The 23,339-nt window shown below is 65.5% G+C and carries 18 protein-coding genes, 1 tRNA gene and 1 pseudogene; 9 read left to right on the top strand and 11 right to left on the bottom strand.

What is annotated here, in order from left to right; all coding sequences use genetic code 11:
• The first annotated feature begins 140 nt into the window (after window positions 1-140).
• The 3 genes from QFZ70_RS02450 (at window position 141) to QFZ70_RS02440 (ending at window position 3,933) form a co-directional block, all read left to right on the top strand.
• Window positions 141-1,958 (top strand): ABC transporter ATP-binding protein, encoded by a 1,818-nt coding sequence (locus QFZ70_RS02450; RefSeq protein ID WP_307093935.1) that lies wholly within the window; start codon window positions 141-143, stop codon window positions 1,956-1,958.
• Window positions 1,955-3,781: an ABC transporter ATP-binding protein gene (locus QFZ70_RS02445; RefSeq protein ID WP_307093934.1), complete on the top strand. Its 1,827-nt coding sequence runs from the start codon at window positions 1,955-1,957 to the stop codon at window positions 3,779-3,781. Before QFZ70_RS02450 ends, QFZ70_RS02445 begins: the two co-directional genes overlap by 4 nt.
• Before the next feature lie 75 nt (window positions 3,782-3,856).
• Window positions 3,857-3,933: transfer RNA gene (locus QFZ70_RS02440), tRNA-Pro, on the top strand.
• Between the two features lie 134 nt (window positions 3,934-4,067).
• Here QFZ70_RS02440 and QFZ70_RS02435 read toward each other — a convergent pair.
• Window positions 4,068-4,292 (bottom strand): hypothetical protein, encoded by a 225-nt coding sequence (locus tag QFZ70_RS02435; RefSeq protein ID WP_307093933.1) that lies wholly within the window; start codon window positions 4,290-4,292, stop codon window positions 4,068-4,070.
• Window positions 4,293-4,420: 128 nt separating this feature from the next.
• Here QFZ70_RS02435 and QFZ70_RS02430 point away from each other — a divergent pair, with 128 nt between their 5' ends.
• The gene (locus QFZ70_RS02430; RefSeq protein ID WP_307093932.1) at window positions 4,421-5,695 is read left to right on the top strand and encodes a helix-turn-helix transcriptional regulator; all 1,275 of its coding nucleotides are present in this window, start codon (window positions 4,421-4,423) and stop codon (window positions 5,693-5,695) included.
• 54 nt (window positions 5,696-5,749) lie between these two features.
• Here QFZ70_RS02430 and QFZ70_RS02425 read toward each other — a convergent pair whose 3' ends face one another.
• Entirely contained in the window at window positions 5,750-6,688 is a 939-nt protein-coding gene (locus tag QFZ70_RS02425) for a phosphoribosylaminoimidazolesuccinocarboxamide synthase (RefSeq protein ID WP_307093931.1), read from the bottom strand.
• 1 nt (window position 6,689) lies between these two features.
• Window positions 6,690-8,006: a phosphoribosylamine--glycine ligase gene (purD, locus tag QFZ70_RS02420; RefSeq protein ID WP_307097772.1), complete on the bottom strand. Its 1,317-nt coding sequence runs from the start codon at window positions 8,004-8,006 to the stop codon at window positions 6,690-6,692.
• Between the two features lie 92 nt (window positions 8,007-8,098).
• Between purD and QFZ70_RS02415 the strand changes: the two genes are divergently transcribed.
• Window positions 8,099-9,658: a molybdopterin-dependent oxidoreductase gene (locus QFZ70_RS02415; RefSeq protein WP_307093930.1), complete on the top strand. Its 1,560-nt coding sequence runs from the start codon at window positions 8,099-8,101 to the stop codon at window positions 9,656-9,658.
• 36 nt (window positions 9,659-9,694) lie between these two features.
• Window positions 9,695-10,711 (top strand): asparaginase, encoded by a 1,017-nt coding sequence (locus QFZ70_RS02410; RefSeq protein WP_307093929.1) that lies wholly within the window; start codon window positions 9,695-9,697, stop codon window positions 10,709-10,711.
• A gap of 22 nt (window positions 10,712-10,733) precedes the next feature.
• On the opposite strand, the gene QFZ70_RS02405 is transcribed toward QFZ70_RS02410, so the two are convergent.
• Window positions 10,734-10,946: a VOC family protein gene (locus QFZ70_RS02405; protein ID WP_307093928.1), complete on the bottom strand. Its 213-nt coding sequence runs from the start codon at window positions 10,944-10,946 to the stop codon at window positions 10,734-10,736.
• 148 nt (window positions 10,947-11,094) lie between these two features.
• Here QFZ70_RS02405 and QFZ70_RS02400 point away from each other — a divergent pair, with 148 nt between their 5' ends.
• Entirely contained in the window at window positions 11,095-11,472 is a 378-nt protein-coding gene (locus QFZ70_RS02400) for a sterol carrier family protein (protein WP_307093927.1), read from the top strand.
• Between the two features lie 7 nt (window positions 11,473-11,479).
• Here QFZ70_RS02400 and QFZ70_RS02395 read toward each other — a convergent pair whose 3' ends face one another.
• Genes QFZ70_RS02395 through QFZ70_RS02385 form a run of 3 tightly spaced genes read right to left on the bottom strand, consistent with a single transcriptional unit; the run spans window position 11,480 to window position 14,629 of the window.
• On the bottom strand, window positions 11,480-12,244 hold the full coding sequence (locus QFZ70_RS02395; protein ID WP_307093926.1) for an SDR family oxidoreductase: 765 nt from the start codon (window positions 12,242-12,244) through the stop codon (window positions 11,480-11,482).
• Window positions 12,245-12,302: 58 nt separating this feature from the next.
• On the bottom strand, window positions 12,303-13,046 hold the full coding sequence (locus tag QFZ70_RS02390) for an aspartate/glutamate racemase family protein (RefSeq protein ID WP_307093925.1): 744 nt from the start codon (window positions 13,044-13,046) through the stop codon (window positions 12,303-12,305).
• Between the two features lie 14 nt (window positions 13,047-13,060).
• The gene (locus QFZ70_RS02385; protein WP_307093924.1) at window positions 13,061-14,629 is read right to left on the bottom strand and encodes an NCS1 family nucleobase:cation symporter-1; all 1,569 of its coding nucleotides are present in this window, start codon (window positions 14,627-14,629) and stop codon (window positions 13,061-13,063) included.
• Between the two features lie 307 nt (window positions 14,630-14,936).
• On the opposite strand from QFZ70_RS02385, the pseudogene aceE reads away from it, so the two are divergent.
• Window positions 14,937-17,679, top strand: a pseudogene (gene aceE, locus QFZ70_RS02380) (pyruvate dehydrogenase (acetyl-transferring), homodimeric type).
• A gap of 82 nt (window positions 17,680-17,761) precedes the next feature.
• Window positions 17,762-18,451, top strand: coding sequence for a nicotine blue oxidoreductase (nboR, locus tag QFZ70_RS02375; RefSeq protein WP_307093923.1), 690 nt, complete (start codon window positions 17,762-17,764; stop codon window positions 18,449-18,451).
• Window positions 18,452-18,513: 62 nt separating this feature from the next.
• Here nboR and QFZ70_RS02370 read toward each other — a convergent pair whose 3' ends face one another.
• The 4 genes from QFZ70_RS02370 to QFZ70_RS02355 all read right to left on the bottom strand — a co-directional run bounded on the left by QFZ70_RS02370 (window position 18,514) and on the right by QFZ70_RS02355 (window position 23,338).
• The gene (locus tag QFZ70_RS02370; RefSeq protein WP_307093922.1) at window positions 18,514-18,705 is read right to left on the bottom strand and encodes a DUF5655 domain-containing protein; all 192 of its coding nucleotides are present in this window, start codon (window positions 18,703-18,705) and stop codon (window positions 18,514-18,516) included.
• A gap of 64 nt (window positions 18,706-18,769) precedes the next feature.
• Window positions 18,770-19,417 carry a uracil-DNA glycosylase family protein gene (locus tag QFZ70_RS02365; RefSeq protein ID WP_307093921.1) on the bottom strand — a complete coding sequence of 216 codons (648 nt, stop codon included), beginning with the start codon at window positions 19,415-19,417 and terminating at the stop codon, window positions 18,770-18,772.
• 18 nt (window positions 19,418-19,435) lie between these two features.
• Window positions 19,436-20,416 (bottom strand): aldo/keto reductase, encoded by a 981-nt coding sequence (locus QFZ70_RS02360; protein ID WP_307093920.1) that lies wholly within the window; start codon window positions 20,414-20,416, stop codon window positions 19,436-19,438.
• Between the two features lie 84 nt (window positions 20,417-20,500).
• Window positions 20,501-23,338 (bottom strand): molybdopterin-dependent oxidoreductase, encoded by a 2,838-nt coding sequence (locus tag QFZ70_RS02355; protein WP_307093919.1) that lies wholly within the window; start codon window positions 23,336-23,338, stop codon window positions 20,501-20,503.
• Window position 23,339: the final 1 nt, after the last annotated feature.

Below are 23,339 nucleotides of genomic sequence, written 5' to 3'. Positions count from 1 at the left end.
TGCAGTTACGGGAGTCATTGCCAATCGCAATAACTGGCCAACCTCTGAACGCAGCATAGTTGCCTGTGAATCGGCTCACGCCATGGCATAGGGTAGTTGCTACGGGAAACTACATTCGTTTTAGAGCTTGAGAAGCGGGCATGGCCAAGCAGACATCTTTTTTTCGATCCATCAGCCGTCTCTATCCCCATGTCAGGCCAATCATCCCCCGGCTTCTCATGGGACTTCTGTGCGCACTTCTGGCCAGTGTTGTTGCCTTGGCCATTCCGCAGGTTCTCCGGGTACTGATCAACGAATCGCTCCAGCCGGGCGGCACCACCGAAGCCGTCTGGATCCCGGCCGGCGTCATCCTGGCACTGGGTGTGGCGGAGGCCGGGCTGGTGGCCCTTCGCCGGCAGTTCGTCATCAATCCTGCCACCTCCGTTGAGACCCGGATGCGGGTTTCCTTGTACGGCCACCTGCAGGACCTGACGGTCTCGTTCCACGACCGGTGGGGTTCCGGCCAACTTCTCTCCCGCGCCATGACGGACCTGAACTTCTTGCGCCGCTGGATGGCCTTCGGTGCCATCATGCTGGTGGTCACCACCCTGACGGTCATCATCGGAATCGGGGTCATGTTCGCGATGAGCTGGCAACTGGCCCTCATCTTCCTGGCCGCTGCCGCGCCCATCATGGCCTACAGCTTCCGGTTCCGGACCCGCTTCAGCAGGGTGGCGCGCCGCAGCCAGGACCAGGCCGGCGACCTTGCCACCACCGTGGAGGAGTCGGTCCACGGTATCCGCGTGCTCAAAGCCTTTGGCCGCAGCCGGGAAGCCCTCGAAAACTTCGAGGAACAAGCCGAGGAACTGCGCCAGACGGAGATCGATAAGGCGCGCCAGCAGGCCACCTTCACAATGGTGGTCACCTTGTTGCCGGAACTAGCCCTTGGCGCGGGACTCGTGGTGGGTGTGATGCTGTGTGCCAGCGGGCAGCTGAGCATCGGCGCGCTGGTGGCCTTTTTTGCCACTGCCGCCGTCATCGCCTCCCCCGTTGAGTTCTCCGGCATGCTGCTGGCCATGGCACTCACCGCCAAGACCGCCGTCGACCGTCACTTCGAGGTGATGGACACAGCCAACAGCATCACCAGTCCCCCTGAGCCCCGGCTGCCCAGCCGGCTCGCCGGTGCCCTCCGCTTCAACAACGCCACTTTTGCCTTCGAGGACGCTCCGGACAAGCCCATCCTGAAGGAGATCAACCTCGATCTCCGGCCCGGCGAGACGATGGCCCTGGTGGGCATCACCGGAAGCGGCAAAAGCGCCATGATCCAGCTCGTGCCCCGCCTGTACGACGTCACCGATGGCTCCATCACCATCGATGGCGTGGACCTGCGGGACTTCGACGTGGAGGAACTCCGCCGCATCGTGGGAGTGGCCTTCGAGGACACCACCCTGTTCTCCAATTCCGTCCGGGACAACATCCTCCTCGGCGCCCCGGTCCGCAACGATGCGGTTCTCGAGGAGGCGCTGGACGTGGCCCAGGCGCACTTCGCCTACTCCCTGCCCGAAGGCCTGGAGACCCTCATCGGCGAGGAAGGCCTGAGCCTGTCCGGCGGGCAGCGGCAGCGCATTGCCCTGGCCCGTGCCATCGCCGCACGCCCTCTCGTGCTGGTGCTCGACGATCCGCTGTCCGCCCTGGACGTTCACACCGAGGAACTCGTGGAGACCCGGCTCCGGGCCGTGCTGAAGGACACCACCACTCTGATCGTGGCCCACCGGCCGTCCACAGTCGCGCTGGCGGACCGGGTGGCGCTGCTGGAGGACGGGCGCATCACCGCCGTCGGGACCCACACCGAATTGCTGGCCGGCAACGATCACTACCGCTACGTCATCGCCAGCCTTGACCAGGAACCACGGGACCTGGACTCCGAGCTGTCGGAGCTCAAAGAAGCCGGTATCCAGGCAGAGGAAGTCACCCGATGAGCACGGCCACCTTCGGCACCGCCAACGAAGACAACGCCCACCTGAGCAGGAGTGACAGCAGGGCTGTACGACGGCGGTCGCTGGCACTGCTGCGCTCCCTCATCCGGCCCGTGCGGCTGCGGTTCTGGCTGACGATAGCCACAGTGGTCCTCTCGCAGGCGGCGCGGGTGGCCGGCCCGGCGCTCATCGCCTTTGGCATCGACCATGCCCTGCCCGCGCTGCAGGCCGGAGATAACCTGCCCCTGGTGCTCACCGGCGTCGCCTATCTGCTCGCGGCGATTGCGACGGCGGGACTCACCGCCCTGTACGTCACGTCCACGGCGAAGTTGAGCCAGGCCATGCTGCTGGACCTGCGCCTCAAGGTTTTCCGGCACACTCAGCGCCTAAGCCTCGAGTTCCACGAGAAGTACACGTCCGGCCGGATCATTGCACGGCAGACTTCGGACTTGGAGGCTCTTCGCGAACTCCTGGATTCCGGGGTCAGCTCGCTGGCGTCCGGAATGCTGTTTATGATCTTCACCGCTATTACCGTGTTCGCCCTGGACTGGCGCAGCGGCCTGCTGGTGCTGGCCGCCGGCGTGCCGATGTATTTCCTGGCCCGCTGGTACCAGAAGCATTCACAGATCGCCTTCCGCGAATCCAGGGTGGTGTCTGCCCGGCTGATCGTGCACTTCGTGGAGACCATGACCGGCATCCGGGCCGTGAAAGCCTTCCGCAAGGAACGGGAAAATTCCGAACGGTACGGAAAACTCGCGGAGGACTACCGGTTGGTCACCGTCCGCTCCATTAACCTCAACGGCATCTTCCAGCCAGGACTGGTGCTGATCGGCAACGTCTGCGTGGCTGTGGTCCTGCTCTTCGGCGGTTTCCGCGTCCTCACCGGCGATATTGCAGTGGGAGTGCTGTTGGCGCTCATCCTCTCCACGAAAAGGTTCTTCCAGCCGGTGGACCAGATGGCGATGTTCTACAACTCCTTCCAGAGTGCGCAGGCGGCGCTGGAGAAGGTGTCAGGGCTGTTGGAAGAAGTACCGACGGTGCGGCCGCCCAAAAATCCCGTCACGCTGAAAAACGCCAAGGGGGCAATCGACTTCAAGGACGTGGAATTCCGCTACGGCGACGGGCCGGTGATCGTCCCCACGCTTAACCTGCACATTCCGGCTGGCCAGACCGTTGCACTGGTAGGCCAGACGGGAGCGGGAAAGTCCACCCTGGCCAAGCTGATCGCCCGCTTCTACGATGTCTCCTCAGGCTCCCTCACCCTTGATGGGGTGGACCTCCGGAACCTGAGCACAACGGACCTGCGGCGGAACATCGTGATGGTGACACAGGAGGCCTTCCTGTTCAGCGGTTCCGTCGCTGACAACATCGCCCTGGGCCGGCCCGAGGCTTCCCGGGCCGAAATCGAGGAAGCAGCCAAGTCCGTAGGGGCACATGAATTCATCCTTGAACTGCCGGACGGCTATGACACAGATGTCAATAAGCGCGGCGGCCGGGTGTCCTCCGGCCAGCGCCAGCTCATCAGTTTCGCAAGGGCGTTCCTAGCCCGCCCGGCCGTGCTGATCCTGGACGAGGCAACGTCCTCGCTTGATATTCCTTCAGAGAGGCTGGTGCAGGCCGGCCTGGCCCGGCTCCTCGCGGGCACCGACACTGCCAGCAGGACTGCGCTGATCATCGCCCACAGACTGTCCACGGTGGAGACGGCGGACCGCGTGCTGGTGGTCCACAACGGCCGCATTGTTGAGGATGGATCGCCCGCAGAACTGATCGGGGGCGGCGGACGCTTCGCGGACCTGCACGGCGCCTGGAAGGACTCTTTGGTCTGACCGGCCGTGGAGGCTGCGGATTTCGCATCGAGGGCCCGCATCGGCTATTCTTGTAAAGTTGCTTTTGCAGCGGATCGGGATGTAGCGCAGCTTGGTAGCGCGCTTCGTTCGGGACGAAGAGGTCGCAGGTTCAAATCCTGTCATCCCGACCAAACAAAAGAGGGTCTCCACACGGAGGCCCTCTTTTTGCGTGACCGGATCCCCCGGACCTGCGGCTTCCCGGGAAAGGGAAAGGCCCCGAAGCAGATGCTCCGGGGCCTCCCTCGCCTCCTTGTTGAGGAAGCTACTACATCGGGTTAGGCCAGTTGCCGCTGTACGTGTCGTACGTAGCGTCCGTGCTCTTGACCTTCTTCCCTTTCTCTTTCTCTGTCATGGGGTTCGGCCAGTTGCCGCTCCCTGCAGAGATGCCGGCGTTATCCGCAGGGGAACCGGCCGCCAGTACGGCCGGGGCCGCGGCGGAAAACGCCAGGGCACCCGCAAGTACTGCGGCCGCTGCAATCTTCTTCAACATATTAGTTCCTCTATACGAGTCGGATACCTCACAAAGCCAGCACTGTCCTTGTTGACACTCATTGTAAAATGTTTTGCACAGGGACTGTCAAGCACCGGTTTCAGGCCGTCCGAATGAAAGGAGATCCCGTGGGCAACGGATTCGGGGAGAAGCTCCGGGCAGAGCGGCTCGAACGTGGGATGACGCAGGCCGAACTGGGGAAGGACCTGTATTCGCCAAGCTATATCTCACTGCTTGAAACCGGCCGACGGGAGCCCACGGCTGAAGTGATCGAGGAGCTGGCCAGAAGGCTCGAACTGGCGCCCAAAGCCTTGGAAGCCTGGAGCCAGCCAATCTCTCTCAGCGACGCGGAATACGTGCTGGCAGGTCTGTACGCCCGGCAAGCGTGGGATTTGCGGGATTACCCCCTGGCAGCCAGCCATGCTGCAACTGCCGCCAAAATCGCTCTCGAGGGTAAGAACACCAGCGCGTGGTGGAATATGACTTACATGCAGGCGGAATGCTTGTTGCGCCATGGTGATTTGGTGGAATGCCAGCAGATTACCGAACGCCTGCTGGAACACCCGATGGCGAGGGAGTCCGTGGGACTGGGTGTGCGCGCCCGTCAAATGCTTGCGGCTGTTTTGCAACGGCAGGGACAGCTGTCTGCCGCTGTGGATCAAGCAATGGAAGCGATGAAGCTGGCGGAGCAGCTGCCGCCAAGTTCCACCATCATTACGGGCGCTTTGCGGGTCCTCATCGGGGCTCTGGCGGAAAGCGGCCGACTGGACGAGGCGTGGACCCACTGCCGGGTCCTCGTCACGCAAGTGGACGAAGATTCAATGCCCCAGCTTGCCGGTGAAGTGGCATGGGTCGTGGGAAATGTCGCCTTTATGCGGCATGACTACGGAGAGGGAGTCAAGGAACACGAACGGGCGGCAAAGCTGCTTTCCCCGGCCAATGACATCGAGATGTGGGCACGGTTCAACAAAGCTTCTGCGGCCGTGCGGCTACAGGCCGGCATTGTGGAGCCCGAGACGCTCGCCTCGATCGAGCGGGCCGAACTCGCGTTTTCGATTGTTTACGAAATGAAAAGCGACGAGCTCGAAGTCGCTTTCATCCGCGCCCGCTGGCTGTACCTGACCGGTGACATTGTGGCCGCAATCCAGAAGCTCCGGGAGGTCCACGCACAGCGTGACGCACTCGCCAAGCACACGGCCGGCGAGGTTTCATTACTACTCGGCAAATCGCTTAAGGCCGCAGGCGAAGCCGATGAAGCTCTGATATTCCTTCAGGAAGCACAAAAGGCCTTCAGCTCCGCCGGGGCCCAGGATCTCATCCAGCAGGCATTGGACGCGATGCTGGAGATCCGGCTCGCCCAACAGCGGACAGATGCCGCGACTAAAGACGCAAAGGCCAGCTGACTAGAGCCAGCAGCGTAGGCGAGGGGCGGGCCGGGTCCGAACCTGCACAGCGGTTTACGCGAACGCCCGCCCGGTCAGCTTCTCGTAGGCCTCCACGTAGCGGCCGCGGGTCCGCTCTACAACTTCGGCGGGCAGGGCGGGCGGAGGCGTGTCCGTTGCCCTGTTCCAGCCGGACTCAGCCGAGGTCAACCAGTCCCGGACGTACTGCTTGTCGTAGGAGGGCTGCGCCTGTCCCGGCTGGTAGGTGGCAGCGTCCCAGAACCGTGACGAATCCGGTGTCAGAACCTCGTCGCCCAGGGTAATGGAACCGGAGACGGCGTCGTAGCCAAACTCCACCTTGGTGTCGGCAAGGATGATGCCGCGTGCGCGGGCGATTCCCTCGGCCTTGGTGTAGATCTCCAGGGTGAGCTGGCTCAACCGGCCTGCGATATCATCGCCGACCATTGCCACCACGGCGTCATACGGGATGTTCTCGTCATGCTCACCCACTGCCGCCTTGGCCGACGGCGTGAAGATGGCCTGCTCCAGCCGTGAACCGTCCACCAGGCCTTCCGGCAGCGGGATACTGCACACAGTCCCCGCGGCTTTGTACTCCAGCAGGCCTGAGCCCGTGAGATAGCCGCGGGCGATGCACTCCACCGGGAACATGTCCAGCTTCTTGCAGATCATGGCCCGGCCTTCAACGGCCGCCGGCACACCGTCCTCCACTGTGGAGGCCAGGACGTGATGCTCCACGCCCAGCTGGTCGAACCACCAGAGGCTGAGCTGGGTGAGAATTCGCCCCTTGTCCGGAATTTCGCTGGTGAGGACGTGGTCGAAGGCACTGATGCGGTCACTGGCCACCACCAGTACGCAGTCCCGGCCCACCCGCTGCCGGACGGACTCGTCGGCCGGTTCGTAAAGGTCACGGACCTTGCCGGAGTAGACGTGCGTCCAACCCGGCAGGTCCAGGGTGGTGGTACTAAAACCGCGTGCTGCGGAATTCGCGCTCATGCTAGGCCTTCCCCTTCGTTACGGGCAGCGATCCGGTAGCGGCTGATGATACCCGAATCTCGCCACGGGCGGCTTTGCGGCCGATGTCCGTGCGGAACTGCGAGCCTTCCAGCTGGACCAGCTCCACGCCGTCGTAGGCTCTTTCCCGCGCCTCCACCAGGTCGCTGCCCAACGCCACGACCGCAAGTACACGCCCGCCGGCGGAGACAACCTTGCCGTCCTCGTCAAAGGAGGTGCCGGCGTGGATCACGTGCACGCCGTCCAGGGCTTCGACCTTTTTCAGCCCGCGGATCCTGTCACCGGTACGGGGGCTGTCAGGGTAGTTTTCGGAAGCGACGACGACGGCGACGGCAGTGTCCTTCGCCCAGCGCAGCTCCTCTGCCTTGTCCAGTTCGCCCTTGGCGGCTGCGAGCAGCAGGGCACCGAGCGGCGTCTTGAGCCGCGCCAGCACGGCCTGGGTTTCCGGGTCGCCAAAACGGACGTTGAATTCGATCACGCGGGTGCCGCGCGAGGTCAGCGCGAGCCCCACAAACAGCACGCCCACGAACGGGGTGCCGCGGCTGGCCATCTCGTTGACCGTGGGCTGGGCTACACGGTCCAGGACCTCCTGGACCAGCCCTTCCGGTGCCCATTCCAAGGGCGTGTAGGCACCCATTCCGCCGGTGTTAGGTCCTTCGTCGTTGTCGAAGATCCGCTTGAAGTCCTGGGCCGGTGACAGCGCCACGGTGTTGTGCCCGTCGCAGAGGACAAAGAGGGAAACTTCGGGCCCGTCCAGGAACTCCTCGATCACCACGGAGCCGCCGGCATCGAAGCAGGACTGTGCGTGTGCCAGGGCCTCGTCGCGGTTCCTGGTGACCACCACACCCTTGCCGGCAGCGAGGCCGTCGTCCTTCACCACGTACGGCGCGCCGAACGTGTCCAGGGCCGAAGCGGCTTCGTCGGCGTTGGTGGCGACCATTGCCATGGCCGTCGGCACGCCGGCCTCGGCCATGATTTCCTTGGCGAATGCCTTGGAGGCTTCGAGCTGCGCGGCCGCCTTGCTGGGGCCGAACACCGGGATCCCGGCATCGCGGACGGCGTCGGAGACACCTGCCGCCAGCGGCGCCTCGGGGCCCACTACCACGAGGTCCACGGCGAGCTTCATGGCCAGGGCGGCGACGGCGTCGGGATCATTGCCGTTGATTGTGTGGGTGGGGACCAGCTTGCTGATGCCGGCATTGCCGGGAGCGGCATGGACCTCGGACACGTTGGGGTCGGCGAGCAGGGAGCGGACAATGGCGTGTTCGCGGCCTCCGGGGCCGATGACGAGTACCTTCACAGTCACCAAGGGTACTTTGTGCACCCGCCCGCTCCTAAGCTGTGTCAGCCTTGCAGAACAATCCCCGGCCCGCTTCGCTCCGAACCCATGTCATGAAAAAGCTTCGGAATTGGCTCAAGGGTCCCACCGCCATGGCTGCGCTGGCAGGCGTGGTGGCTGCCGCCGTCGTCCTGGCCGTGGCTGAGCTGGTTGGAGCCTTTTTCACCGCCCGCGCCACACCCGTCATCGCGCTGGGATCCACGTTCATCGACTTCACGCCGTCCTGGCTGAAGGATTTTGCGATCGCCACGTTCGGAACCAATGACAAAGCCGCCCTCTTTGTGGGCATGGGACTGACCATCGCCGTCCTGGCCTGCGTACTGGGAGTGGTGGCGTACCGGCGCTGGGCGCTGGGAGTTTTGGGCGTCCTGTTCATGGGTGCGGTGATCGTGGCCAGCGTGGTGACCCGGGCAGGCGTAGGGCCGGCGGATGCCATACCCTCGTTGGTGGGCACGCTCGCGGGCCTGGCCGCCCTGCGGTTCTTGATTGCCCCACTGTGGGACACGAATGTTGCGCCCGCCGACGCCGCAGCGGACACTCCGGGCGGCAGCCGCCGCCGATTCTTCACCGCAGCCGGGATCACCGCAGCCGCTGCCGGCATCGCTGCCACGGGCGGCCGCCTCCTGAGCACTGCCCGCAGCAATATCGCCCAGGCGCGGGATGCCGTGCAGCTTCCCGTGCCTGTGAAGGCTGCTGCTGCCGTTCCGGCCGGCGTCCAGTCGCCGGTGCCGGGGGTCGCGCCGTGGGTGACGCCCAATGGTGAGTTCTACCGCATTGATACGGCCCTCAGCGTCCCGGAAATTAACCTGGACGAGTGGGAGCTGCGGGTCCATGGGCTGGTGGAGGAGGAGGTCCGGCTCACGTTCCAGGACCTGCTCGACGCCGACCTGATCGAATCGCACGTGACCCTCACCTGCGTCTCCAATCCGGTCGGCGGCAACCTCGCCGGCAACGCCAAATGGCTGGGCCTGCCCATCCGCGAGGTGTTGAAGCGGGCGAAGCCGAAGGACGGGGCGGACATGGTGCTCTCAACCTCCGTCGACGGCTTCAGCGCGTCCACCCCGCTCGAGGTCCTGCAGGACGGCCGTGACGCCATCCTGGCCATCGGCATGAACGACGAGCCGCTCCCCCTCGAACACGGCTACCCGGTGCGGATGGTGGTTCCGGGACTCTACGGGTTCGTTTCCGCCACCAAATGGGTGGTGGACCTCGAGGTCACCCGGTTCGCCGACAGCAAGGCGTACTGGACGGAGCGGGGCTGGTCCGAACGGGGGCCCATCAAGACCATGGCGCGCGTGGACGTCCCCAAATCCTTCGCTAAAGTTCCCGCCGGGAAGGTTGCCGTGGGCGGTACCGCCTGGGCGCAGACCCGCGGCATCACCAAGGTGGAGATCCAGATCGACAACGCCGGCTGGGTGGAGGCGGACCTGTCCACCGAGGCGTCCCTGGTGACGTGGCGCCAGTGGTCCTATGAATGGGACGCCGCGCCCGGGCCGCACTACATCAAAGTGCGTGCCACCGACGGGTCCGGTGAGGTGCAAACTGACCAGCGGGCGGATCCCGTTCCCGACGGCGCTTCCGGCTGGCAGTCGGTCATGGTCACCGTGGAGTAGCCCGGCATCCGGCATGCGGGCCCCTAGACTGGCACCATGCCGCATAATCCGCACGCCACCTTCACCGTGGACTCCGCCGTCGAACTGGCCGTGATCGAGCGCAGCGGCTTTGTTGAGTCGCGGCACATCGGCTCGGCCGTGCTGCTCGCAGCAGACGGGACAGTGGTCACAGAGCTTGGCGACATCAGCACCCCCATTTTCGCCAGGTCAGCCCTGAAGCCGTTCCAAGCACTGGCGTCGATGCAGTCCGGAGTACCGCTCCGGGGCGCACAGGTGGCCCTGGCCTGTGCAAGCCACGTGGGCTCGCTGGACCATATGGACGTGGTGTCCGGGATGCTCAAGGCGGCCGGCGTCCGCGAGGACCAGCTGCAGTGCCCGGAAGCGTGGCCGCAGGATGAAACCGCACGCAACTGGCTGGTGCGCTCCGAACGCGGAAAAACGAGGCTGGCGTTCAACTGTTCCGGCAAGCACGCTGCCTTCCTGTGGGCGTGCACGGAAAACGGCTGGGATACCCACAGCTATTTGGAGCCCAACCACCCGCTGCAGCAGCGGGTCCGCACGGTCATCGAGGAGTACGCGGGCGAAAAGATCGCGCATCTGGGGATTGACGGCTGCGGCGCGCCCGTGGCGGCGGTTTCCCTCAAGGGTCTGGCCCGGGGCTTCTCCCAGCTGGCCAAGGCGCCCGGCGACCAGAGTTTCAGCGCCCGTGCCGCCACCATCGCAACGTCAATGCTCGACTACCCCTGGGCTGTCCAGGGGCGCGGCGAAGCCAACACCCTGGTGATGGACGAGCTGGAGGTCATCGCCAAGGTGGGCGCCGAAGGCGTGCTCGCCATGGCAACGCAGCAGGGTGTTTCCGTGGCCGTCAAGATATTGGACGGGAATGTCCGGGCCACCTCGCTGGTGGCGCTGACCCTTCTCGCTGCGGCCGGCGCGGTGGAAATTCCGGGGATTGCGAGTGTCCTGGAGAAAGTCGTGGAGCCCGTGCTGGGCGGCGGCCGCCCGGTGGGACAGATCCGGCTGGGCCCGGCCGTTTCAGCGCTCCTGGACTAGGGCTCGCGGCAGCAGCGGATTCTCAGACGTGCTGGTCCACGATCACCGGATTGCCGTCCGGATCCACCACAATGAAGCTCGCCGGCCCGGTTGTTCCTTCATCTGCTTCCGCGAGGAACTGGATGCCATGGCCCTGGAGTTCCTGCTGGAGCTCCCGCACGTCGGTGAAGGAGCCCACCGGCTGCGCGTCCTGGTCCCGGCCCGGATTGAAGGTCAGCGCGTTCCGCTCCAGCACTCCTTGAAGAGCCCGACGACGGCCGGGCCGTTCTTCAGGATCGGTGCTACCGATGGTACCCGCGGGCTGCCGCGATTCCGTCCCGATCGCTGTTCGCGGTACCCTGATTGCCTTGCCACTGCGTCCCCACCCGAAGGAAGCCGGAAACATGCCTGTAGCCCGCCGTCGTATCGACGTTGAAGAAGGCGCCGCGGCGCTGGCGGCGTGGCGGAAAGCCGCCGGGCCGCCGTCGGACGTTCCTGTCCCCCGGCCCCTTCTGGCCACCGCGGTGAGGTACACGCTTGAGGAGGTCACCGCGCGGGCGCCGGGAAATTCGGTAGAGGTGCGCGTCCCGCCCTTCGGCGTGACGCAGTGCGTGGAGGGGCCGCGCCACACGCGCGGTACGCCGCCTAATGTGATTGAGTGCGACGCCGCCACCTGGCTTGCGATGGTGACCGGCCAGTTGAGCTGGGCAGAGGCGGTCGCTGCCGGCAAGGTAGCCGCTTCAGGCCTGCGCGCGGATCTCTCTGCGTTGCTGCCGCTGTAACTGCTGCTCAGCCGCGGCCGATGAACGGCATGCCCGCAGCGGTCACAACTACTGATCCGACACTGGCCGTCGGCGGCATGTTGGCGATCATCAGCACCGCGCGGGCAGCATCCTCCACAGGAAAAGTGGGTTCCACCCGGCGGCTTCCGTCAGCTTGGAGCGCACCCGCCCCGACGCCGATGGTGTCCATGATCTCCGTGGCCGTGTTGCCTATGTCGATCTGCCCGCACGTGATCCCGAAGCCCCGCCCGTCCAGCTCGATGCTCTTGGTCAGGCCGGTCATGGCGTGCTTGGTGACGGCGTAGGCCACCGTCCGGGGCCGGGGTGAGTGCGCTGAGATGGAGCCGTTGTTGATGATCCGCCCGCCCTGCGGATCCTGCGCCTTCATCGCCCGGACGGCGGCCGCAGCACACAGCATGGATCCGGTCAGGTTGACCGCAACAACGGCGTCCCAGTCTGCCAGCGAGATCTCATCCACACCCGCCGCCGGCCCGAACACCCCGGCGTTGTTGAACAGGAGGTCCACCCGGCCCCATCGCTGGCGAACCGCCTCGAAAAGATGCTCGACGTCGTCGGGCCGGGTGACGTCGCAGGCCATCGGTAGCGCGTGCTCATGACCGCCTGCCGTCTCCACCAGTTGCGCCTCGCGCCGCCCGGCGAGGGCAACGGCGTAGCCATCGGCCAGGAGGAGGCGGACCACCGCCCGGCCAATGCCGGAGCCGGCACCGGTGACCACGGCGACTCGCCGCCCCGGATGCTGGGGTTGATTCAAACTCTTCTCCTGTTGCCGAGGGCTGCACGGTACTTTGCCCTGCCGGGAGGGGTGCCGGCTACAGCGCAGCCGGCACCCCTGTGTTGTTCAGCGGCCAGCCTACGACGGTCTTGGGCCGCGGCGCAGCGTAGGTCCGGACTTTGGAGGTGGACAGCCGCATGCGGACCAGGGATTCGGCGATGGCCACGGCAGACGCAACCCCGTCCACCACCGGGACGCCCGCACGCTGCCGGATCTGCTCATCAAGGCCGGCCATGCCGCCACAGCCAAGCACAATCACCTCAGCTTTGTCCTGGGATACGGCCAGCATCGCCTGGCCGATGATGGCTTCCACCGCACGCTCAGGATCCTCCTCAAGTTCCAGGACGGCCATGCCGCTGGCCCGGACCGACGCACAACGTGCGTCCAGGCCGGCAAGCTTGAGCCGGTCCTCGATGAGCGGGACGGTCCGGTCCAAGGTGGTGACCACCGAGTACTTGTGGCCCAGGAACATGGCGGTGCTGGCCGCTGCCTCGGTGATGTCCACCACCGGAACGTCCAGCAACTCCTGCAGCCCCTCGCGTCCATGCTCGCCGTATCCTGCCTGGATCACGGCGTCGAACGGTTCCGGGTAACGGGTCACGGCGTCCATCACGGCGATGGCCGCCAGGTAGCTTTCAAAGTTTCCTTCACAGGAGTCGGCGCCGAACCGCGGCGTTATCCCGACGATTTCCGTACCGGGAGCAGCGATGCTGCGGGCCTGGGCGGCGATGGAGTCCGTCATGGACGCGGTGGTGTTGACGTTCGCTACGAGTATGCGCATTGGGGTTTCCTCCCTCAGTGGGTGCTGGCGACGGCGATGGCCTCGCCGTCGCGGTCTTCCAGCCGCTGCGAGCGGTCCGCGATGAAGAAATACACCACGGCGGCGATCCCTGCCGCGAAGAACCATGCGAAGGGTGCCGCTGCTGCCAGCCCCGGGACGAAGGCAATGAGGAGAGCGACGACGGCGGCCGGCACCATGGCGACGATCGCCCGCGGGTTGACGCCGTTCCTGTAGTAATAGGCTCCGGCCGGGGAGGCGGTGTACAGCTCGGGAACGTTGACCTTGCCGCGGCGGATCAGCCAGTAGTCCGCCATAACCACGCCGAACAGCGGGCCGAGCAGCGCGCCGAGGCCGCCTAGGAAGTACACAATGACCACGGGGTTGTTGTAGAGGTTCCAGGGCAGGATGACCAGGCCGATGACGGCGCTGACAATGGCCGCTTTACGGAAGTTCAGTTTCCGGGGAAACAGGTTGGTCAGGGCATAGACGGGCGCCACGAAGTTGGCCATGAGGTTGACCGCGATGGTGAGGATCAGCAGGGCGAGGCAGGCCAGCACCAGGAAAACTGTATTGGGAATGGTCTGGACAATGTCCGAGGGACTTTCGATGATGGTGCCGTTGATCTTGAACTGCCCTCCGGCCATCACGACGACGATGGCGCCGAAGACCAGCATGTTGATGGGGATGCCCCAGAAGTTGCCCCGAACCACTGCCTTTTTGGATACCGCTGAGCGGGTGAAGTCGCAAAAGTTCAGGACGAAGGTGCCATAGATGGAGACCCACAGTGAGCCGCCGGCGAAGATGGTGAGCCACATTTCGGGCCCTTCCAGGGCGTTGTTGGAGGACCAGGCGATGGCGCCGCCGGCCTCGATGAAGATCCAGACAGCGATGGCTGCCATGGTGGCCAGGATGACCGGGCCCGCAAACGCCTCGTATTTGCGGATCATCTCCATGCCGAAGCTGACAATCACCAACTGGACGACCCAGAGGATGATGAACGCGATCCAGCCCAGCGTGGACAGTCCGAGGACGGAGTCCTTATCCATGGCGGCAAGGGGCGGAAACATTGCCACGATCATGACGCGGAAGACGACGGACGCAAGGTAGGTCTGGATGCCGAACCAGGCGATAGCCACCGCTCCGCGCAGGAGGGCGGCGATCTGCGCGCCCCTGATTCCGAAGCTGATCCGGCTCATCACCGGAAAGGGAACACCGGTCTTCACGCCCATGAAGCCGGAGAGGTTGAGGAGGCCGAACAGCAATGCTGCACCGATTCCGAGGGCCATCAGGATCTGCCATCCACCCAGGCCCAAGGCAAAGAGCCCGATGGCAAAGGCGTAATTGCCCAGGCTGTGCACGTCGTTGGCCCACAGGGTGAAGATGCTGTAACCGGACCAGCTGCGCCCGGCCCGCTTGGTGGGTGCGAGATCTACGTTATAAAGGGTGGGGCTGATGGCCTGGCCAGATGCGGCGCTTGCCGATTCGCACAGGGCGTCAACGCTCAGGGACGGGTGGGCGGCGGTAACTGACGGCGCTGTCAGATCTGTTGCCGCGTCAACACCGACCGGTGGAGGGGTCTGCATAGGTGTCTCAATTCTGGGAGGATTCCGCCGTGGTGAGGCCGGCTCGAAAGGCCGTTTCTGCTATTCCACAGTGCGGAATTGAGATATTGAATGGTGAAATAAGGGTATGACCCACGTCACCTCCGGTCAAGGAGCGGATGAATGACCGTCGGTCACAATCGGTTGGAAGGTAGCCGTTCCGCGCCCCGGGAACCCAGCGGACCGCTCCATATTGACCACCTCCCGCCTGCTTGCCTAATCTCATAAGACAAGAATGTTTTCTCACAATACGAAAACATGGGCCATTCAACGACGAAAAGAGGCTCCCGTGGCTGCAGGAGAAGATACCTCCCATATCCTCAGCGGGTTGACTAACCAGCTGCCTGATCGTGATCCGGAAGAGACCGCCGAGTGGGTTGAGTCCCTGGATTCGTTGATCAGGGAACAGGGCACCGAGCGTGCCCAATACATCATGCGGAGCCTGCTGCAGCGTGCCGGTGCGCAGAGCGTCGGGGTGCCGATGGTGACCACCACCGATTACGTGAACACCATCCCGGTGGACCAGGAAGCTGCGTTCCCGGGCAACGAGGAGTTCGAGCGCCGGTACCGGGCGTACATGCGGTGGAACGCCGCGGTGATGGTGCACCGGTCCCAGCGGCCGAACATCGGCGTGGGCGGGCACATCTCCACCTATGCCGGGGCCGCGACGCTGTACGAGGTGGGTTTCAACCACTTCTTCCGCGGCAAGGACCACCCCGGGGGCGGGGACCAGGTCTTCTTCCAGGGCCACGCCTCCCCCGGCATGTACGCCCGGGGCGTTCATGGAAGGCCGGCTCGGCGAGGAGGACCTGGACGGGTTCCGGCAGGAAAAGTCCCGGCAGGGCCACGCCCTGTCCTCCTACCCGCACCCGCGGCTGATGCCGGAGTTCTGGGAATTCCCCACCGTGTCCATGGGCATCGGGCCGATGAACGCGATCTACCAGGCCCAGTCCAACCGGTACCTGCACAACCGGGGCTTGAAGGACACCAGTGACCAGCAGGTCTGGGCGTTCCTGGGCGATGGGGAAATGGACGAGCCCGAATCCCGCGGCCTGCTCCAGCTCGCCGCGAACGAGAACCTGGACAACCTGAACTTCGTGATCAACTGCAACCTTCAGCGCCTGGACGGGCCGGTGCGCGGCAACGGCAAGATCATGCAGGAACTCGAGGCGTTCTTCCGTGGCGCGGGCTGGAACGTGATCAAGGTCGTCTGGGGCCGGGAATGGGATGACCTGCTCACCAGGGACACCGACGGGTCGCTGGTGAAGATCATGAACGAAACCCCCGACGGTGATTACCAGACCTACAAGGCCGAATCCGGCGGGTTCGTCCGCGAACACTTCTTCGGCAAAGACCCGGCGACGAAGGACCTCGTCGCGGACCTGACCGATGACCAGATCTGGAACCTCAAACGCGGCGGCCACGACTACCGCAAGGTCTACGCCGCGTACAAGGCAGCCACCAAATTCAAGGGCAAACCCACCGTTGTCCTCGCCAAAACCGTCAAGGGCTACGGACTCGGACCCCACTTCGAGGGCCGCAACGCGACCCACCAAATGAAGAAACTCACCCTCGACGACCTGAAGAAGTTCCGCGACCACCTGCGGATCCCCATCACGGACGAGCAGCTCGAAAAAGACCCGTACCAGCCCCCGTACTACCACCCCGGCACGGACGCCCCGGAAATCCAGTACATGATGGAACGCCGCGCCGCCCTGGGCGGTTCGGTCCCGGAACGCCGGTCCAAGCACGCCGAGATCACCTTGCCGGACGCCAAGTCCTACGAAGTGGCCAAGCGCGGCTCGGGCAAGCAGCAGGCCGCCACCACCATGGCCTTCGTCCGGCTCCTGAAAGACCTCATCAGGGACAAGAAGTTCGGGCACCGGATTGTGCCCATCGTGCCCGATGAATCACGCACGTTCGGTATGGACGCGTTCTTCCCCACCGCGAAGATCTACAACCCCAAGGGCCAGAACTACCTCTCCGTGGACCGGGACCTCGTCCTGGCCTACAAGGAATCCCCCGCCGGCCAGCTGATCCACCCCGGCATCAACGAAGCCGGCGCCGTCGCAGCCTTCACCGCCGCCGGCACCGCCTACGCCACCCACGGCGTGCCCCTGGTCCCGGTCTACGTGTTCTACTCCATGTTCGGCTTCCAGCGCACCGGCGACGCCTTCTGGGCAGCAGCAGACCAGATGACCCGCGGCTTCATCATCGGCGCCACCGCAGGCCGGACCACCCTCACCGGCGAAGGCCTCCAGCACGCCGACGGCCACTCCCCGCTCCTGGCCTCGACCAACCCGGCAGTGGTCACCTACGACCCCGCCTACGGCTACGAAATGGGCCACATCATCCGCGACGGCCTCGAACGCATGTACGGGCCCGACTCGGAAGACCGGAACCTCATGTACTACCTCACGGTCTACAACGAGCCCATCACCCAGCCCGCCGAACCGGAGGAGCTGGACGTGGAGGGTGTCCTCAAGGGCATCTACCTGCTGGCCCCGGCAAAGATCGACGGTCCCAAAAGCCAGATCCTGGCTTCCGGCGTGTCGGTGCCCTGGGCACTCGAGGCGCAGCAGATCCTCGCCGAGGACTGGGGCGTCTCCGCAGACGTCTGGTCCGTCACGTCCTGGAACGAACTGCGCCGGGACGGCATGGCGGCCGAGGAGCAAGCCTTCCTTTACCCCAGTGAACCAGCCCGCGTCCCGTTCGTGGCAAAGCAACTGGTTGACGCCCAGGGACCCATCGTCGCAGTGTCCGACTACATGAAGGCCGTCCCGGACCAGATCCGCCAGTTCGTGCCGAACCAGTTCGCCACCCTCGGCGCCGACGGCTTCGGCTTCTCCGACACCCGCGCCGCAGCCCGCCGCTTCTTCAAAAACGATACCCACTCCATCGTGGTGAAGACCCTGCAGATGCTCGCTGCAAGGGGCGACGTTGAGGAGGGCGCACCGCAATACGCCATGGACCGCTACAAACTCCTGGACGTGAATGCCGGGACCACCGGCGGGGCTGGCGGCGACGCCTGACCCCTGCCCGATATGCCGGCAGCCGGGACGGTTTCCGGGGGGGAGACCGTGCCGGCTGCCATTCATGATCTAGGGTGCAGCTATGGGCAGTAGTGGTGGGGACATACCGGACCGCCGGACGACCGGCATCGTCCTGGCGGCCGGAGCGGGTACCCGCCTTGGGCTGGGTCCGAAGGCAATGTTGCCGTACCGCGGACGTCCGCTTGTGGAGGTCATCGCCGGAACCCTGCTGGACGGGGGCTGCCGCGAGGTGGTGGTGGTGCTCGGCGCGGGCGCGCCTGACGTGGCCGCCATCGCCGACCTGGACCGCTACCGGATCGCCGTCAACACGGATTGGCGCACCGGAATGGGCAGCTCGTTCCTGCTGGCAGAGCGGGAGGCTGACCCGGCGGACCATCTGCTGATCGCGCTCGTGGACCAGCCCGGGCTGACCCGGGCAACTGTTGGCCGCCTGCTGGCATTCCATCGGCCGGGGCGGATCACGGCGGCGGCCTACCACCGCCGGCAAACGTCCGACGGCGGCAGGCCGACCACGCAGGAGGCTGGGCAGGAGGCTGGGGAGCAAAGCGGAAAGCAGGATAAGCTGCTTCGCGGCCATCCGCTGCTCATTGACGCCTCCCTGCGTGAAGCAGTGAGCGCCACCATAACCGGCGACGCCGGGGCGCGCGGCTTCCTGCAGTCGCACCCGGAGCTGGTGGACGAAGTGGATTGCAGCGACCAGTCCACGGGTGAGGACATCGACTCACCGGACCAGTTGCGGCTTCTCGACTAGGAGACTGCTGAAGAGGTGCACGGTCACGGCAGGTCAGCGCGGGTGCAGTCGACGCGACGAGATCACGGAGAATCCTGATGGAGGGCGTGCGGGTTGTTCAGCCACCGTTGCTTCCGGGCCGCACCGTAACTTACTTGGGTTCTCGAGAACTCTTCGACGATGTCGTCCCCCAGTCCGAGCACCCGGGCGGACAGGGCATCATAGATCTCGTCGAGGGAGCCTGGAAAAAGCTGTTGTGCATCCACAGTCGCCATGGTGGCGCACCTGCCCTGCAGGCAGCGGATTTCCGCCGGGCAAGTATTCGACGACCAGTATTCTTCAAGCCTGCATTCCACCGATAAGCAGCTGCTCGAGTCCGCGCTTGAAGCCGGACCGCCCGCCGTGCGAAGGATGCCGGACCTTCGGCACATCCATACCGCTGGAAAGCAGGCTGCGGTGCGCCACGTTGCCCACGGCCACGACGGTTTCGATGCGGAAGAGTTCCGTCAGCGCCTGCCAAAACGGGGCTCCGAGCCTGGCTTCAGTAGTCCGGGGCGTGCGGTTGGACTGCGGCGTCCCGGGCACGTGCGTATGCCAGGGGCACGCACTCCAGAGCAGTGGAAGGAACTCCAGTTCTGCCAGGACCTCCCACATCACCGTCGCCGTGGGCTCGGCAGCCACTCCCGCAGCCTCCACCGGCAGTACGTACCCCTTTGCCGGCCCGAACAAGCCGAAGCTGTTGGCCGGTCCCTGGAACATGGTGCGGTTGGTGAAGGGAACTCCGGTGATCCTCATGCCTCGAAATCCCGGGGCCTCGCCGAGCAGCAGCACCGTCGGGGAGCGGTCCAGCACCTCCTCGAGATAGAGCTCCAGGTTGCGCCGGCGTTCCGCATTTTCCGGCTCGCGGTGGTCAAAAAAGTTGTTGAGCCCCGGCCCCGAAGGCACAGCGGAGAGCCGCTCCACGAAGGTGCTGACGGAGCGAGGCATGGGGGCCGGCGGGGAATGCTACCAGCGCGGGTGGATGGCGTCGCGGAAGTAGTGGTCGTAGATCCAGCGGACTCCGCCGTCGAAGTCATCATCAACAGCGAAACCAGCGGCGGCCGCGTTCGCCGTCGCCTGCTCCACGTTGCGCGCGCCGGGGATCACGGTGGTAACGCCATCCTGCGCGGCGATCCACGCGATCGCGGCCTGGGCCGTGCTGGCGCCGGCCGGCACCAGCTGTTCGAACTCGGCCACCGCCTTCAGCCCCAGGTCGTAGTCCACACCCGAGAACGTCTCGCCGACGTCGAAGGAGTCGCCGTTGCGGTTGTAGTTCCGGTGGTCGTTCTCGGCGAAGGTGGTCTCCTTGGAGTACTTGCCGGAGAGCAGTCCGGAGGCGAGCGGCACGCGGGCGATAATCCCCACGTTTGCTGCCTTCGCGGCGGGAAGAACCTCGTCCAGGGGCTTGAGCCGGAAGGCGTTCAGGATGATCTGCACGGACGACGTACCCTCGTGGCGGATCGCTTCCAGTGCTTCGTCGGTGCGCTCAACGCTGACGCCGTAGTTGCGGATGGAACCTTCCGAGACCAGGGTGTCCAGGGCGTCGTAGACCTCGGCGCTGCTGAACACCGGGGTGGGCGGGCAGTGCAGCTGGACCAGGTCCAAGGTGTCGGTGCCCAGGTTCTTCCGGGAGCGGTCCACCCACTGGCGGAAGTTGGCAAGGGTGTAGTGCTCCGGCCGCTGGTCCACACGGCGTCCCATCTTGGTGGCCACCGTAACGCCGTGGCCGGGGTTGTCCGCGAGGAACTTCCCGATGGCCTGCTCGCTCTTGCCGTCACCGTAGACGTCTGCAGTGTCGAAGAAGTTCACCCCCGCTTCCACGGACGCCGCCAGGATGGCCTGCGCCTGGGCCGGGTCAACGTGGCCCCAGTCCGCGCCAAGCTGCCACGTGCCCAGCCCCACGATGGACACGTTCCGTCCGGTCTTGCCTAAAATCCGCTGTTCCATCCCATGACTATATGGTGTGGCCGGTCACCTTCCGGAATTTAACGGGTCCGATGCCCGGTTCATTGCTGCGGGACGCTGCTGTCCCTACCCCCTTGCCGAGGGTTCCAGCCTGGGCACCAGCCCCGCTTCCTTGAGCCCCAGGTAGATCTTGTCCCGGGCGATGGGCAACGAAGCGAAGCGCACGCCCGTGGCGTTGCGGATGGCGTTCGCCAGGGCGGGGGCCACCGGATTGAAGGGGCTTTCGCTCATGGACTTGGCGCCGAGCGGCCCCAGCTCGTCGTTGGTGTCCGCAAAGTACACCTCGCTGCGCGGCACGTCCGCAAAGGTGGGGATGTGGTACTGCCGCAGGATGTCAGTAGTGACCCGGCCGGCGTCGTCAACGACCACCTCCTCGTACAACGCGGCGCCGATGGCCTGGGCAATCCCGCCTTCGATCTGCCCGCGGCACTGGCGCGGATTCACCACCACACCGGCGTCCGCCGCCTGCACGCTCTGCAGGATCTTCAGCTCGCCCGTTCCCCGGTTCACGGCCACCCGGAAGCCGTGGACGTTGAACGCCACGGACCTGGGCGTCCCGCCCCAGCGCCCTTCGGCTGCGAGTTCGACGCCGGCTTCCGCAGCCGCCTGCGCCAGTTCCGTCAGCGGCACTGGCGTTCCATCGCAGACTACCGAGTCCCCGTCGAGGACGCAGGCGGAGGCCTGGGTCTGGTGGGTCCCAGCGGCAAAGGCCCGGATCCGGATGGCCAGTTCCTCGGCCGCGGCCAGCGTGGCCTTTCCGGCCACCACTGTCCCGGCAGAGCCAAAGGCACCGGTGTCGTGCTCGATCAGGTCCGTGTCCGACTGCCGGACTGAAACCTGCGTGGCCTTCGTTGACAGTGCCGTGGCGGCGAGTTGGGCATGGACGGTGGTGGTGCCGTTGCCGAACTCGGCGGTACCGACGTCGGCCTGGTATGTCCCGTCCGGCAGGAGCCGGAGCCTGGAGTGGGCAAAGTGTCCGCGCGGGGGCACGGTGTCGATCATGGACAGGGCGGTTCCCTCCCCGGTCAGCCAGTCGGGGCCGAGCTCATCCATCCCGGCAGCCCGGTAGCGTTCCCGGCCGCGGGCCAGTGCGTCGCCGACCAGGCTCAGGCACTGGTCCAGCCCGTAGCTGCCGTAGTGCACATCCTCCTCGGGCTCCGGCTGGGTGGACAGCATGCGGTCCCCCTCGCGCACCATGTTCCGGCGGCGGAACTCGGATGGATCCATGCCGATGCCGGCCGCCAGCTCATCCATGGCGGACTCGACGGCGAAAATCATCTGGCTCAGGCCGTAGCCGCGAAACGCCCCGGCCGGAACCGTGTGGGTGTACATGGCATGGGCGTCCACCTTTTTGTTGGCACAGTTGTAGACGCTCAGCGATTCGCCGCAGCCGTGGAACATCACGCCCGGGCCATGGTTGCCGTACGCGCCGGTGTTGGTCAGGACATCGAGTTCCAGGGCGGTCAGCCTGCCGTCCACGCTGGCGCCGGCCTTGAGTTTGATGGTGAACGGATGGCGGGTGGTGGTGGCTGTGAACTGTTCCGTCCGGGTCAGCTCGAGCTGGACAGGCCGGCCGAGTTTCAGGGCCGCGAGCGCCACGATGTCCTCGGTGAGGACTTCCTGCTTGCCGCCGAAGCCACCGCCCACCCGGCCGGCCACCACGTGGACCTTGTCCTCGGGCAGCCCGAAAACCCGGCACAGCGTCCGGCGGACCAGGAACGGGACCTGGCTGGACGTCCGCACCTGCAGTCGCCCCTCGCCGTCGACGCTGGCGATGGCAGCGTGCGTTTCCAGGGCGACGTGCTGGACGCGCTGGGTGCGGTAGGTCTCTTCGTGGATGAAGTCAGCGGCGGCAAAGCCCTCGGCGACGTTGCCCAATTCCGAGTGGAGTTCGGCCACCACATTGCGGTCCGGCCGGGAAATGCGCGACGCCGGGCCGTCCTTGTCCCCGTGCACCAGCGGCGCGCCGGGCTTCAGTGCGTCCTGCGGCGAGAAGACCGCTGGCAGTTCCTGGTATTGGACGTCCAGTGCCCGCACCCCGGCTTCGGCAGCGGCCACCGTTTCCGCCACCACCGCCGCCACCCGCTGGCCACGGAACCTCACCACGTCATCCAGGAGGCGGGTGTCGTCGGGATCGTCGGTGAAAAGCTCGTGCTGGGCCGTGGAGAACAGCTGGTCCGGTGCGTCCTGGTGGGTCAGGACGGCCACCACACCGGGGATCTTCAGCGCTGCATCAGTGTTGATCGAGAGAACCTTGGCATGGGCGTGCGGCGAGCGCAGGAGCTTGAGGTGGAGCAGGCCCCGCAGCTGGTCCGCAGGGACGTCGAGGGTGTAGCGGGCGGCTCCTGTGACCACTGCCCGGCTGGCAGGTGCCGGGACGTCATCGCCCAACTGACCCGGTTCCGGATCGGGCTGCCCCTTTCCCGCGATCCCGGAGCCCTGCCCCTTCGGATCCGGGTGCCCGGCGTGCCCGCAGACGGCGTCCGAGATGGCCCGGTAGCCGGTGCAGCGGCAGAGGTTCCCTTTGAGGTTGCGGGGCAGGTTCTCCTTTTGTTTGTCGTCGAACGTTGCGGCGGTCATCACCATGCCCGCCGTGCAGAAACCGCACTGGAAACCCTGGCGCTCCATGAACTTCTGCTGCACGGGGTGGAGTTCGGTGCTGCCTCCGCCGGAAGCCACAGCCAGGCCCTCGATCGTGGTGATCTCGTGCCCTTCGGCGCGGACGGCCGGATAGATGCAGCTGTGCACCGGAGTGCCGTCCACGTGGACTGTGCACGCCCCGCAGTCGCCGCCGTCGCAGCCCTTCTTAACACCGAGGTTGCCCTGCTCGCGCAGGAAGGTCCGCAGGCACTGCCCGGGGCGCGGTGCGGTTCCGGCCGGAACGCCGTTGATCTCGATGGCCATG

Source organism: Arthrobacter sp. V1I9 (assembly GCF_030817075.1).
Taxonomy (GTDB): Bacteria; Actinomycetota; Actinomycetes; order Actinomycetales; family Micrococcaceae; genus Arthrobacter.
The sequence above is the reverse complement of the archived record's forward strand: the minus strand, read 5'-3'. Positions and strand labels throughout refer to the sequence as shown.